General features: G+C 71.4%; 10 protein-coding genes. 3 read left to right on the top strand and 7 right to left on the bottom strand.

The genetic code is table 11. The annotated features are described in order from the left end of the window. Nucleotides 1-76: 76 nt before the first annotated feature. The 3 genes from ACZ7L6_RS15885 (at nucleotide 77) to ACZ7L6_RS15875 (ending at nucleotide 3848) form a co-directional block, all read left to right on the top strand. Nucleotides 77-1357, top strand: a complete 1281-nt coding sequence (locus tag ACZ7L6_RS15885; RefSeq protein WP_471924101.1) for an MFS transporter — start codon at nucleotides 77-79, stop codon at nucleotides 1355-1357. An 80-nt stretch (nucleotides 1358-1437) separates the two neighbouring features. Further along, entirely contained in the window at nucleotides 1438-2481 is a 1044-nt protein-coding gene (locus tag ACZ7L6_RS15880) for a zinc-dependent alcohol dehydrogenase family protein (protein WP_471924099.1), read from the top strand. A 236-nt stretch (nucleotides 2482-2717) separates the two neighbouring features. After that, entirely contained in the window at nucleotides 2718-3848 is a 1131-nt protein-coding gene (locus ACZ7L6_RS15875) for an alpha/beta hydrolase (RefSeq protein ID WP_471924097.1), read from the top strand. Nucleotides 3849-4412: 564 nt separating this feature from the next. Here ACZ7L6_RS15875 and ACZ7L6_RS15870 read toward each other — a convergent pair. The 7 genes from ACZ7L6_RS15870 to ACZ7L6_RS15840 all read right to left on the bottom strand — a co-directional run bounded on the left by ACZ7L6_RS15870 (nucleotide 4413) and on the right by ACZ7L6_RS15840 (nucleotide 14111). Beyond that, nucleotides 4413-6017: a solute symporter family protein gene (locus ACZ7L6_RS15870; RefSeq protein ID WP_471924095.1), complete on the bottom strand. Its 1605-nt coding sequence runs from the start codon at nucleotides 6015-6017 to the stop codon at nucleotides 4413-4415. Then, nucleotides 6014-6466, bottom strand: a complete 453-nt coding sequence (locus tag ACZ7L6_RS15865; RefSeq protein ID WP_471924093.1) for a DUF485 domain-containing protein — start codon at nucleotides 6464-6466, stop codon at nucleotides 6014-6016. The genes ACZ7L6_RS15870 and ACZ7L6_RS15865 overlap by 4 nt, the downstream gene beginning before the upstream one ends. Nucleotides 6467-7213: 747 nt before the next feature. Next, complete coding sequence (gene secD, locus ACZ7L6_RS15860; protein ID WP_471924091.1) at nucleotides 7214-9556, bottom strand: protein translocase subunit SecD; 2343 nt, start codon at nucleotides 9554-9556, stop codon at nucleotides 7214-7216. 62 nt (nucleotides 9557-9618) lie between these two features. Continuing rightward, nucleotides 9619-10023 (bottom strand): hypothetical protein, encoded by a 405-nt coding sequence (locus tag ACZ7L6_RS15855; RefSeq protein WP_471924089.1) that lies wholly within the window; start codon nucleotides 10021-10023, stop codon nucleotides 9619-9621. Between the two features lie 355 nt (nucleotides 10024-10378). Further along, nucleotides 10379-11647: an ABC transporter permease gene (locus tag ACZ7L6_RS15850; protein WP_471924087.1), complete on the bottom strand. Its 1269-nt coding sequence runs from the start codon at nucleotides 11645-11647 to the stop codon at nucleotides 10379-10381. 14 nt (nucleotides 11648-11661) lie between these two features. Continuing rightward, complete coding sequence (locus ACZ7L6_RS15845) at nucleotides 11662-12387, bottom strand: ABC transporter ATP-binding protein (RefSeq protein ID WP_471924592.1); 726 nt, start codon at nucleotides 12385-12387, stop codon at nucleotides 11662-11664. A gap of 110 nt (nucleotides 12388-12497) precedes the next feature. Then, nucleotides 12498-14111, bottom strand: coding sequence for an efflux RND transporter periplasmic adaptor subunit (locus ACZ7L6_RS15840; protein ID WP_471924085.1), 1614 nt, complete (start codon nucleotides 14109-14111; stop codon nucleotides 12498-12500). Nucleotides 14112-14139 lie beyond the last annotated feature (28 nt).

Genomic DNA, 14139 nt, shown 5'->3' with positions numbered 1-14139 from the left:
CGCGACCTTCTCCGCCCGCGCAGATGCCGGTCTCCTGGGACACGTAACCCGATCACGACCCCCACGGAGATGAACCTTGAGTACGCGAGGAGCAACCCTCCACGCCCTCGACGGTGTCCAGGCCGACCAGTCGCGGCCGGCTTCTGCCCGGCTTCCGCTCGTCGTCCATGTGCTCGCGCTGGGCACGTTCCTGATGGGCACCACCGAGTTCGTGGTAGCCGGCCTGCTGCCCGAGATCGCGGGAGACCTGCAGGTCAGCGTCGCCCGGACCGGCCTGATGATCACCGTCTTCGCGGTCGGGATGATCGTCGGAGCGCCGTTGACGGCGATGCTCACGCTGCGGCTGCCCGCGCGGCTGACCCTGATGCTCGCCCTGGGCGTCTTCGCCCTCGGGCACGTGGTCGTCGCCGTCGGCTCCAGCTTCACTCTGCTGCTCGCCGCACGGTTCCTGACCGCGATCGCCACCGGAGCGTTCTGGGCCGTGGCCAACGTGGCCGCCACTCGCGCCGCGGGCCCGGCGGCGAGCGCCCGCGCCCTCGGGCTCGTCGGGGCCGGTGCCATGCTCGCCAACGTCGTCGGCGTACCGCTGGGCGCGTTCGCCGGACAGCTCATGGGCTGGCGCGGACCGTTCTGGGCCCTCGCGGCCCTCTCCGCGGCCGCCATCGTCCTGATCGCCCGCAGCGTCCCGCACGACGGGCCCGCCCAACACACGGGATCGATCCGCGCGGAGCTGACCGCGCTGCGCTCGGGCCGTCTGTGGCTGGTGCTGGCCGCCTGCGCGACCACCACCGGCGGCGTTCTGGCCGCGTACTCCTACATCGCACCCCTGCTGACCGACCGGTCGGGCCTCGCGGCCGGACTGGTGCCGCTGGTCCTCGTCGGCTTCGGCCTCGGCGCCCTCGTCGGCTCGATCGTGGGAGGCCGTCTGGGTGACCGCCGCCCGCACATGGTGACCCTCACCGCCGCCACGGGCGCCACCCTTCTCCTGCTGGCAGTCGTCCTGTTGGCCGACTCGGCCCCCGCGACCATCGTCCTGGTCGCCCTGTTGGGCTTCTTCGGCCTGGGCGCCAACCCGGTCCTCATGGCCCTGGCCGTCCGTTACGCCGGCAAGGCACCCACCCTGGCCTCGGCCCTGACCGTCTCGGCGTTCAACCTCGGCACCGCGATCGGCTCCTGGCTCGCCGGCCGCACCCTCGACACCGGCCTGGGCGCCATCGGCCCCGCCGTCGTCGGGACTGCCGTCGCCGCCCTGACCCTGATCCCCACCATCGCCCTCGCCCTGCCACGGGACCACCGCGCCGGTTCACCTGGCCCGGTCGCCCGCAGTGCGGCCACCGTTCATGCCGACCAGGCTTGAGCCAGCCCGGCCCCACCGCCCTGACCGGTCCCTTTCCCTCGAATTCCCTCGAACCCGCACTACCGCACCGGAGAGCACTCATGCGCGCGACCCTCATGTACGGCGCCGGCGACGTCCGCGTCGAGAACGTCCCCGACTCCGTCGTCAAGCTGCCCACCGACGCCCTGGTCCGCATCACCAGTTCCTGCATCTGCGGCAGCGACCTGTGGCCGTACGGCTCGATGAAGCCGGAGGACGGACCGGCCCGGATGGGCCACGAGTTCATCGGCGTCGTCGAGGACACCGGCTCGGAGGTGACCACCGTCAAGCGCGGTGACCTGGTCGTCGCCCCGTTCGCCATCTCCGACAACACGTGCCCGTTCTGCCGCGAGGGTCTGCACACCTCCTGCGCCCACCCGCAGGCGAACTTCTGGGACGGCGAGCCGGAGGAGGGCGGCCAGGCCGAAGCGGCCCGCGTCCCGCTCGCCGACGGCACCCTCGTCAAGCTCCCCGTTGCCCCGGACTCCGCGCTCATCCCGTCCCTGCTGACGCTCTCGGACGTGCTCGGCACCGGCTACCACGCCGCCGTCGTGGGCGGCGTCAGCGAGCGCACCCGCGTCACCGTGATCGGCGACGGCGCCGTCGGCCTGATGGCGGTGCTCTCGGCCAAGCGCCTGGGCGCCGAACAGATCATCCTCATGGGCCGCCACCGGGCGCGCACCGACCTCGGCCGCGAGTTCGGCGCCACCGACGTCGTCTCCGCCCGCGGCGAGGAAGGCATCGAAACCGTCCGGGAACTCACCGGCGGCGACGGCACGCACGTGGTCCTCGAATGCGTCGGCAACATGCCGGCCTACGAACAGTCCCTCGGCATCGTGCGCCACGGCGGCGCCATCAGCCGTGTCGGCGTCCCCCAGTACGAGGACGCCCCCGTCGGCTTCGGCAGCCTCTTCGGCCACAACATCCGCCTCGCCGGCGGCCCCGCCCCCGTACGCGCCTACATCGAGGAACTGATGCCCGACATCCTCGACGGCACCATCGAGCCCGGGAAGGTCTTCGACGCCACCACCACCCTCGACGGCGTCCCGGCCGGCTACCAGGACATGGCCGACCGCAACACCCTCAAGGTCCTCATCAACCCCTGACCCCTGCCCGGCGACAAGGGGATCGACGCGGCGCCGGGGGCCGCGAGGTGTCGGTGTGGCATGCCTTCCGCGCTACGCCGCACACCCCGCGCGCGGTGGGGGGTTGAGCTTGTACCCCCCATAAACCCGACCTGCCACGCCTGGCGCAGAACAGGTTCTCTGGAATCGCGCCTGGTCACGACAGCACCGACCAGCGCGCCCTCTCCCCCACCGATCGAATATGAGGTGTCCACTCCATGGAACGTCGCAAAGCGCTCGGCCTGATCGCCGCCACCGGCGCCGCCGCCACCGCCGCCACCGCCACGGCTCTGCCCGCCTTCGGCGAGGAGACCGGCCGCGCCGCGGGCGCCGCAGGACAGGGCAAGGCCACGGCCAAGGGCGGCTACACCTTCGCGTTGGACAAGAACGTCACGCGGACCTCGGTGCGGTTCAAGAACCGCTACGGCATCACGGTCGCCGCGGACCTCTACGTACCGAAGAACGCCAGCGGCAAGCTGCCCGCCCTGGCCCTCAGCGGCCCGTTCGGCGCGGTCAAGGAACAGTCCTCGGGGCTCTACGCCAACGAGTTCGCCCGGCGCGGCTACGTCGCCCTCGCCTTCGACCCCTCCTTCACCGGGGAGAGCGGCGGTACGGTGCGCGACGTGGGCTCGCCGGACATCTACACCGAGGACTTCAGCGCCGCCGTCGACTTCCTCGGCCTGCAGAAGGTCGTCGACCGCGAGCGGATCGGCATGCAGGCCATCTGCGGCCTGAGCGGTATGGCGCTCACCGCGGCGGCCGCGGACAGCCGTATCAAGGCGGTCGCCACGTCCGCGATGTACGACATGTCGCGCAGCATGTCCCGCGGCCACCAGGACTCCTACACGCGTGAGCAGCGCCAGAAGGTCGTCGACTACCTCAGCCGGCAGCGCTGGACCGACGCCGAGAACGGCACCCACGCGCGGGGATCCCACGAGGTGCCCTTCGACGAGAACGGCGACGTCGCCCCCTCCAACCGCGTCCTGCCCAAGACCCTCCCGGCGGACGCCGACCCGATCACGAAGATCTTCTTCGACTACTACCGCACCGAGCGCGGCTACCACCCGCGCTCGATCAACTCCACCACCGCGTGGACCGCGACCACGCCGATGTCGTTCTTCGCCTTCCGGCAGATGACGAACCTCGACATGCTGGCACCCCGCAAGGCCCTCCTGGTGGCCGGCGCCGAAGCGCACTCCCTCTACTACTCCGAGGACGTCCAGAAGACGGCCCCCGACAGCATCGACCTCGTCGTCGTCCCGGGCGCGGACCACGTCGACCTGTACGACCGCAAGGACCTCATCCCCTTCGACAAGCTCGACGAGTTCTTCACCAAGAACCTCGCCTGACCGCAAGTGTCTCCGACAGGTCGGTATCTCCACCGGCCTGTCGGGGAGCCCCTGCGGTCTGCGGGCCCTCGGCTGCGCGGTCCGGACGGACCGTCGTGGGATGTCCGGGCGCGGTCGCCGCGTACAGCTGGTGCAGGGCACCATCGCGACTTCCTGTCGGTCACGAGCACCTCGCGGCCGAGGCCGACGGGGCGAGCCGGTGCGGGTGGAGATCCGTCCAGGACCTGGTCCTCTGCCACGGCGGCCCGCAGCTCCGCAAGACCGGCAAGGCACGGGTCAGGACGCCCCGGCGGGACTGGATCCGCACCAGGTCGCAGCCGGAACGGCCGCTTGAAGTGGCACCGCGCACCAGCGGCCAGTCACCGTCGCCTTGGCGTCCGCCGATCCGGTTGACCCGGTGGGTACGGGGCGTGGTCAGGTCGTGCACACGGCCGGGCGGCGCGGGCGAGACGCACGGCAGCCGCCCGGCCGCAGTCCCGCCTGGTGCGGCCAGGGCGCCGTCTCGCCGGTGGGCGGATACGGGCCCTGGCCTCTCCACTGGGTCAACTGCCCTGCCACACGGGGTCAGCCGCTGCGGCGTGTGGCGCCTGCGTCGGTGAGAACGCGGACTTCGGTCTCCGTGTAGTCGGCCCCGCCCGGCTGGCGCCGGTCGCTTACCGAGCCGGCCCAGCCGAGCAGGAATCCCACGGGAATGGAGATGAGACCGGGGTTCCGCAGGGGGAAGATCGCGAAGTCCAGGCCCGGCAGCAGCGCAGTGGGGTTCCCCGAGACCGCCGGGGACAGCGTCGTCAGCAGTACGGCGACGAGCAGGCCGCCGTAGATGCTCCAGACCGCTCCCCTGGTCGTGAAGCCCTTCCACCACAGGTTGAACAGCAGGGCGGGCAGGAGCGCGGAGGCCGCGATGGCGAAGGCGAGGCTGACCAGGAAGGCGATGTTGAGGTGCTGGGCGATCATCGACAGGGCGATCGCGGCCACGCCGATCAGCACTACGCCCAGCCGTGCCACCAGGAGTTCGCTCTTCTCGGACGCTCTGCCCCGCATGATCGTGGCCCCGTAGATGTCATGGGCCACGGCCGCCGCCGCGGTGAGTGTGAGCGCGGCGACGACCGCCATGATCGTGACGAAGGCGACGCTGGAGACCACGGTCAGCAGGAACGAGCCACCCAGGCGCTCGGCCAGCAGAAGCACGGCCGTGTTGCCGGAGGCCGCGTCCGCGGCGATGGCCTCCGTGCCGATGAGCGCTGCGGAGCCCAGGCCCGTCAGTATCTCGAACAGGGTGAAGACGATGACCATGCCGGCCGCCCATGCCGCCGACTTGCGGGCTCTGCGCCCGCTGGAGACCGTGCCGATCCGCATCAGGACGTGCGGCAGGGCGGCCGCTCCGAGCACGAACGCCAGTTGCAGGCTGATCTGGTCGATCTTGCTGGTGCGGTCGTGGAAGCGAATGCCCGGTTCCAGGAAGGGCTGGCCGAAGCCGCTGTGCACGACGGCCGCATCCAGCAGACGCGCGGGGCTCCAGCCGAACTCCGACAGGACCGCGAGCACGACGACCAGACCCGTGGCGAGGAGGACCACGGCTTTGATGCTCTGCACCAGGGTGGCCGCCCGCATACCGCCGATGAGGACGTAGAGCACCATCAGCAGTCCGAGTCCGGCCACGACGACCCGCTGGGCGCCGTCGCCGTCGATGCCGAGGACCGTCGCCGACAGCGCCCCGGCGCCGACGAGCTGAGCGGTCAGATACAGCAGGCAGACGACCACGCTCGTGATGCCCGCCGCCAGGTGCGCGGGCCGGGCGTGCAGTCGCAGGGCCAGGGAGTCGCCGATGGTGAACCGTGAGGTGCTGTGGTACGGCTGGGCGACCAACAGCACCAGGAGAGACCAGGCGACCATCGGCGCCAGCACATAGGCGATGCCGTCGTAACCGGTGAGCGCGATGAGACCGGGATTGCCCAGCATCCCTGCCGCGGACATGTAGGCACCGAAGATCGCCAGCCCGTTGACGACGGACAGCAGCCGCCGCTGACCGAGGTAGAACCCCCTCAGTTCGTCCTCCTCCGGGAGGATCGAGCCGATCGACAGAAACAGCGTCAGGACGATGCAGAGGCCGAAGACGGCAAGAACGGGAAAGGCTCCGCCGGGACCTGAGAGCGCGAGAACGGAATTCATCGGCGGCTCTCCAAGTGCCCTGTGCGGGACGAGTTGTGACGTTCCGTCATCGGCTCCAGCAGGTTGCGCGCGTACCGCATGTACCACAGGACCGCCACGCCGGTGATCACCAGTTGCACCAGGACCAGGGTGAGCCCGATGTTCAGCGGACCCGCCCAGGAGACCGCCATGAGACCGGGCGCCTCGTTGGCCAGGACGACACCGGCCATCTGAGCGCCGACGACCGCGGCGGTGACCAGGGCGGGGCGGCGGCGTGCGGCACGCAGTTCGCGCAGCGTCACGGTCTGACCTGAGACGGGGAAGGGCGCCGGGTCCGCCTGATCGGACGGTGGCGTCGCATGCAGGCGCGGGGGCGGCTCGGAGAAGGCCGTGGTCGGCTCTGCCCAGGCCGGCTGCCCCGCAGCCCCGGCCAGGGACGGGCCGTCGTCGAGAGCCAGGTGCCGGGCCATGCGAAGGGCCCAGGATCTTCGTGCGGCCCGGACATCCGGCTCGGCGGTCCGAGGCCCCTGAACGGACCGAAGGTATTGGTCCAGGAGCGCGGCCGGTTGGCCGACGGCCGCATGGGTGCGGGAGACGGCCTGTCGCAACTCCGCTGATGAGTAGCGGCGTTCATGGTCGAGAGCGCTGAGATAGAGCGCGGCAGCCGCGGGAGGGTCTTGATCGGGGAAGGGAGTGAGAGTGTCCATGAGGGCTCTTCGGCGAGGAGTGGCGCGGAAAGTGGAGAGCGCGGCATAGAGGGCTTGTGGCCGCACGCGTACTGCCGGCCCGTGGATGGGGGCCGATGCCGGTGACGAAGACGCTCGACAGCGGGGGATACCGCAACGGATGCCGGACCTGCCCCGAAACCATGCGCTCGGTTCGCCGACCGAGCCGTGTCAGTCCTTCCGGCGTCCTCGCTTCATCGGCGCCAACCGTGCCGTAGCGATCACCGGCCGACAAGGATGTGAACGGCAACAATCCGGGGTACTTGCGTACATTGCGTTCCCTGCGTCGCGGACTGAGCCCTCCTCCCGCCGTACTGTCCGGAGCGGACGTGCGGGGCGCGGTCGTCGACCGGTACCCATCCAAAGGCGGTGGGACCGGAACGTGGCTTCGTCTGGAAACCACTGCACGTTGCACAGCCGGATCGGCGGAGGGGGGAGGATGCGCTCAGCCAACCGCGTCCTCCCCCGACCCCCCCCCGAGCCTCCGCGCGCCTACACCACAGCGCCTGAGTCCCGCGCCCGCCCGCGTCGCTCCAGCGGACTGCGCGCCCCCCTGTCCTCGCCGCGCCTGGGGCGCACCGGCGGCGCCGGGTGGCTGCCCTCCAACTGCACGGCGATCGGCACGGCGGTGAACACCGAAGACGCCATACCGATCACCACGCCGGCGATCAGCGCCACGGAGAAGTCCGCGAGCGAGTCACCGCCGAGCACGGCCAGCGCCGCCAGGATGAACAGCGCGCCCATACCGGTGTTCACCGTGCGCGGCAGCGTCTGGATGACGGCCTCGTTCGCGGTGGCCTCCAGGTCCGCCGCCGGATCGCGGCGGCGCGCCTCGCGCACCCGGTCGAAGACGACGACGGTGTCATTGACGGAGTACCCGATGACCGTGAGCAGGGCTGCCAGGAAGACGCTGTCGACGGGCTTGCCGAGCCAGGCGAACAGGCCCACCACGAGCAGCACGTCGTGCACCATGGCCGTGACCGCCGCGGTGGCGAACGTCCATCGGAACCGCACGCTGAGGTAGATCAGCTGGGCCGCGACGGCGATGCCGAGCGCGATGAGCGCGTTCCGGCGCAGTTCGTCGCCGAGGCTCGGGCCGATCAGCTCGTCCCGCTCGACGGTGACCTCGCCGCCCTCCTTCGCCAGCGCCGTCTTGATCGTGTGCTGCTGGTCGTTGCTCAGCTCACCGGTGCGTACCGAGATGTCCCCGTCCCCCGACTCCTGCACCACCGCGCGCGGGAACCCGGCGTCCGCGACCGCCGTGCGCGCCGCATCCACGTCCACGGGCCCGCTGGTGCTGTACTCCACCAGGCGCCCGCCGGTGAACTCCACCCCGAACTCCAGGCCGCGCAGGCCGATTCCCGCGACGGCGACCACGATCAGCAGCGCGCTGACGCCGAGCCAGCGGCGCCGGTGGTGCACCAGGCGGGGTTTGCGGTGCGCGAGCCAGGTACGCACCCGGCCGGTGGAGGTGATCCCGGTGAGGCCGGGCCGGTTGCGCACGAAGCGGCGCCGGATCGCGAGGTCGGCGAGGACCCGGGTGATCACCAGGGCCGAGATCATCGAGACGAGGACACCGATGGAAAGCGTGACGCCGAAGCCCTTGACGGGTCCGGTGGCGAAGAAGAAGAGCAGCCCGGCCGCGAGCAGCGTGGTCACATTCGAGTCGACGACCGCGCTCCAGGTCTTGGAGAAGCCGGTGCGCAGTGGCTTGTCCAGGCGCGCCGAGGCCGACTTCAGGGCGCGGGCTCCCAGATACTCCTCGCGGGCACGCTCGAAGACCAGCACGTTCGCGTCCACCGCCATGCCGATCGCCAGGACGAAACCGGCGAGTCCGGGCAGTGTCAGGGTCGCGCCCAGGGCGACCAGTGCGGCGTAGGAGATCAGCCCGTACAGCGCGAGCGCGATGGTGGCGAGGGCGCCGAGCAGCCGGTAGACGACGAGGATGAACAGCGCCGTCAGGGCGAGCCCGATGATCGCGGCCTGGGTGCTGGCGGCGATGGCGTCGGCACCGAGCGTGGGGCCGACGGTGCGCTGCTCCACGACGTCCACGGGCACCGGCAGCGCACCGCCTTTGACGAGCGCGGCCAGCTCGCGGGCCTCTTCCCGGTCGAAGCCGCCGGTGATCTGCGTGGAGCCGCCGGAGATGCCGACCTCGCACGCCACATCCGCGTTGACGCCGGGCGCCGAGAGGACCTTGCCGTCCAGGACGATGGCGACGCGCCGCTCGGGGGCGCCCTGCGGGGCACAGGCCGCCGCCCCGGTGACCCGTGCCCAGTCCTTGCCTGCCTGCCCGCGGAAGGTGAGGTTGACCATCCAGCCCGACATCGTCTGCTGGTCGAGCACCGCCTCGGCGTCCTTGACGCCTTCGCCGGTGAGGGCGGTGGGCCCGAGCTTGAGGAACGCCCCCTTTTGGTCGGGGTCGGCGAGGATGCGCGAGCCGTCCTGGGCCGGCCTCCCCTTGCCTGTGTCCTGCTGGTCCGTCACGCCCCGCACCGGGTGGACGGTCAACTGCGCGGTACGTCCGATGACTTCGGCGGCCTCGCGCGGGTCCTGCACGCCGGGCAGCTCGACGAAGATCCGCTGCTGTCCGGACCGGTAGAGGGTCGGCTCGGACACGCCGAGCGCGTCGACCCGCTGGCGGAGCACCTCCAGGGCCCGCTGGGTCGATTCGGCATCGGCCTTGACGACGGGTGAGTCCTTGGTCTCCAGGACGATCTGGGTGCCGCCGCGCAGGTCGAGGCCGAGGCGGGCGGACTGGGTGAGAGCGAAGAAGAGCGAGGCGGCGATCACACCTAGGGCGACGATCGCCCGCCACATGGGCGCGCGAGACATGAGTTCTCCACGATGGGCAGGCAGACGGAGTCGACGTCTGCCCCGGGCGCGGAGGCGAACGGTCAGGCGTCGATACGGACTTCGGTGCTCCATCGGGACGGCGGGCCGCGCGGGCGATACGTGTGGGCGCCCCGACTCGCTCCCGCGGCCGCGGCGGTCACGGCCACGGCGGGGCCGCCGACAGCGCGGTGCGGGGCTGCGTCCCCGGCGCCAGGGTCCACGAAGCCGTGGTGCTGGTACGGCACGGCGTCGGCGTGGCCGAGCACGGGGTGCGCCACGGTGACGGGCCGCTGCGCGTCGGCGGTCACGGACGCCTGCGCGGTCGCCGTCGCGGCCGTGCCCGTCGAGGACGGGCGGGACGCCGGCGCCGACTTTGCCGAAACCGGAAGGAGGAAGCTCAGGACCGCGAGCAGCGCGGAGAGCACGACGGCGGCTGGGCGCGTGGGGTGCGCGCGGTACTGCTGCACGCCTCTTGCCCCCCGGTCAAGTCGTCGTACGGAACCAGCAGTTGGACACTATGAGCCGACGGCTCGGCTCATGCGGCCGTCAGTGACACGAACGCTGTCGGGCGCCCGGAGGTTCCCGACTCACCGCAGGAATGTTGCCGCCGGCAGGGGGGCGGGTCCGGCGGCACGGAAGTTCGGGGAAGGGGCGGGACGACCGCGGCGGTATGGACCCTTGAGCCCGAGCCGCCGCCGCACCTGCGCAGCCGGAGTCGGCCCGAGAAGCGGAGGGACGGCCGGTGGCCGGCAGCGATGAGGTCATCCGCGCCACTCTTTCCGGCGTGGCGGACGCGGGCCATTCGGGCAGTGTCGGTGCCGCTCAGCGACGCAGGGCCTCGACCGGCTGGATACGGGCTGCACGCAGAGCCGGATAGAGACCCGCCAGAAGCCCGGTCATCAGGCCGATCGCCGGGGCAGCGGCGATGGTGCCGGTGTGGATCACGGGCGTCCAGTCCCGGGCCACGGCGACCACGACGACCACGAGGGTACCGATGCTGGTCCCCACCAGGCCTCCGAGCGCACCCAGGGCACCGGACTCGGTGAGGAACTGGGAAGCGACATGCCTGCTGCGGGCTCCCACCGCACGACGCAGGCCGATCTCCCCGGTGCGCTCCAGGACGGCGACCAGGGTGGTGTTGGCGATGCCGACAGCCCCGATCACCAGGCAGATGGAGGCCAAGAGGAGAAACAGCTCGTCCAGATCGGAGGTGACCGAGGAGCGCAGTTTCCTGGGATCGGGCGGCGCTATGGCCCTGAGGTACTCGGGGTGATCCGGTCGCAGCGCCGTCGGCGCCTCGTCGGCGATCTGGACGGCCGCGCCGATACGGGTGGCGATGAGCATCTCCGCCTCCTCCGTCGGCGTGCCCCACAGCTGTTCGGCGGTGGTGTGCGGGACGAGTACCGAAAGCAGGAGATCGGGTTTGCGCTGGACGTCATCGACGATGCCGATGACGGTGAACGGGTGTTCCCCGATGAACACGGCAGGCTGCGCTTCCAACGTGGTGATCCCCAGCCGGTCCGCGACGCTGCTGCTGAGGATGACGACCCGCGCGCGGGCGTTGGCGTGGTACGCGTCGTACAGCCGCCCCTGTGCGAGATGGGGAACGGCGGCGAGCAGGGCTCCCGGAGCGGCGGCCACTACATCGGTCTTCTCGCCGGTGGCGCCTGCGACCGGCGAGGACCGGACGGACAACTGTCGTCCCTCGCTGGGACGTACGGGCCAGTGAACCCCGGCGTGCTCCACGCCGTTGAGATGCTCGATCCGCTCGCCTGCGTCTTCGGGGAAGGCCGGCCCGGCGAACTCGTTCTGTTCGCGGGCGACGTCCTCGATGGTCACCTCGGTGGCGGTCAGGAGACTGAACCGCGAGTCGATCTGGGAGGAGGCAGTGGCGGTCAGCCCCAGAACGGCAACGAACGCGCCGACGCCCAGGACGGTACCCAGGGCGGTGAGTGCCGCCCGCCCGGGGCGCTGGAGTATGCCGGCGAGGGCTTCGGCCACCAGGTCGCGCAGGCCGAAGGAGGTCAGCTCGATGCCTGGGCGTGCCTTGCCGTGCCGGTCGCCCTTTCCCGGATGTACAGCTTTGCTCAACCGTCCGGTCCCCCTCACTCGGCGGGCTCCTGTGGCTCGTCGGCCCGGGTGCGCCTGCCGTGTTCATCGCCCTCGTCTGTATGCAGTTCATGCAGGACACCGTCCCGGATGGTGATCGTCCGGACGCCGCGGGCGGCCACCTCGGGGTCGTGCGTGATCAGAACCACGGTCATGCCGTCGCTGTGCAGTGCCTCCAGCAGCTGCAGCACCGTGGCGGCGTTGTTGCTGTCCAGATTGCCGGTGGGCTCGTCGCACAGCAGCAGCGACGGCCGGGCGACCAGGGCGCGGGCGATGGCGACGCGCTGGCGCTCGCCGCCGGACATCCGGCTGGGCAGCGCGTCCAGCCGATGCGCCAGGCCCACCCGACGCAGCGCTTCGTCGGCCCGACGGCCGCGGTCCGCACGAGGGGCGGCGCCGTAGAGCATGGCCAGAGCGACATTCTCCCGGGCGCTGCGGTGCTGCATCAGATGGAAGGACTGGAAGACGAACCCGATACGTCGCCCTCGCAGCGCGGTGCGTTCGGAGTCCTTGAGGGCACCGGTGTCGATTCCGTCCAGGAGGTAGCTGCCCGTGGTGGGTGCGTCGAGCAGACCGGCGATGTTGAGGAACGTCGACTTGCCTGACCCCGAGGGTCCGACGACAGTGACGAAGTCCCCACGGCTGATGGTCAGTTCGCAGGGCCGCAAGGCCGTGACGGGTGGCGGGCCGGGGTAGGTCAGCCCGACACCGCGGAACTCGATTACCGGTGCGTGCCTCGCCTCGGGGGCGGCGGTCTCCGGTGCCTCGCCGAGGTGTGCCGCGGTTCCTCGGCGGCGGCCGGCGAGACGGTTTCGGGCGCGCGTCACGGCCTTCACCGGGCAGTCTCCACGCTGCCTGTCCCGGAGCGCCGGACACCGGTGAGCACGTTGTCTCCTACGCCGAGTGCTTTCTCGCCACCGACCGGGACGATCTCCACGAACCCGTCCCCGGTCGTTCCCGGCCGTACCTCGACACGCCGCTGGACGCCGTTGCGGGACACCACGGTGACGACCGTCCGGCCGTCTGCCGCGGAGGACACCGCGGTGACCGGCACAACCAGGACCGCTTTCCTGGTGGACGCCGCTTCGACGGTCAGGCGGACGTCCTGACCGGCGAGATCCGAGGGCAGTGGCTTGTCGGGTTTGACGACCAGCAGATGGCCCGGCCCGCTCGCCGCGTCCTGTTTGCCGGCGTCCTGCTCGGCCACGGTGTCCTGTCCCGAGGACATCTCGTCGGCCACGGAGGCCACTGTCGCGGTCGACTCCGCGCCGGTCAGTTCGGACAGGATCCGTACCTTCTGCCCGGCCCGGACCAGGTCCTTCTGGAACGACTGAAGACGACCGTGCACCACGAGGGCGCCCGTCGACAGCTTCATCACCGGTCCCGACACCGTGCTGCCGACCGTCGCGGACAGGCTGTCCACCCGGGCCGGCACGCTCTTGACGAACACCACCTCGGAGGCGGGGAGCATGGGGCCCTCCGCCGCCAGCGCCGCGGTCAGCGCGGCGCGCGCCTCGGCGAGATCCTCCTCCGCCCGCTCGACCTGGGTGCGGAGCTCGTCGAGCGCTGACGCATCGCCCCCTTCATCAGTCGCGGTGCCGGAGCCTTTCCCAGCGGTCTGGTCCGCGTCCGCCTCGCCGGACGCGGCCGCCGTCCCGCCGCCACTTCCGCCGTCGCCCTCCTCGGCGCGAGTCACTGCCCCTTGTGCGTCGTCCCGGGCCCGCTCCATGGCGGTGACCTGCTGCCGCGCCGACTTCACTGCGCCGTCGTCGGCGACTGCGGGCAGAGGGTCGTAGCCGAGGGACCGGTACAGCGAAGTGACGGCGGTCTTGGTCCCGGCCCCGAACTCCCCGGGTGGATCCGGCGCGGTGGGGTGTCCCAGATCCCTGAGTGATCGCTGCAGCTGCGTGACGTCGGCCCCTTCGGATCCGGGCTTGAGATCGCGGTAGACGGGCAGTGTGCCGCGCAGGGCGATGACGGGACGGCCGGACACCTCGGCCAGCAGTGTGCCGGCACGCACGCTGCTGCCGCTGCTGAGCGGCAGTTTGGTCACCACGGGGCTGCTGCCCTCGCCTGCTCCCGACGGCGTGACGTCCACGGTCTGGCCGGCGACCGCGGTGCCGCGCAGGATGACGGACGAGGTGAGGACCCGCTTTTCCACGGGCGCTGTCAGGACGTCGGCGGGCGGGGGCGCGGTCTCGGCCGCCGCCTGTGCCGGCGACTTGATCAGCGCGGTCGTGGCGGCACCTGCGGCGGTCAGCAGGACTGCCGAGGCCACGACGGCGACGACCAGCCGGCGCCCGCGGTCCAACGGCGATCGAGCCGCACGCCGCCCGGACTCCGTGGCCGCGTCGTTCTTGGCGCCCGCTCCCGCGATCCCGGCTCCGGCAGTGGCCTGCGGCGACGAGTCCTGTGGGGGCGAGTGGGTGGTGTCGTGGCCTGTCACTGAGTTCCTCTCCGCCTGGCGGCGGCCT

The organism is Streptomyces sp. NPDC107522 (assembly GCF_055657525.1).
The sequence above is the reverse complement of the archived record's forward strand: the minus strand, read 5'-3'. Positions and strand labels throughout refer to the sequence as shown.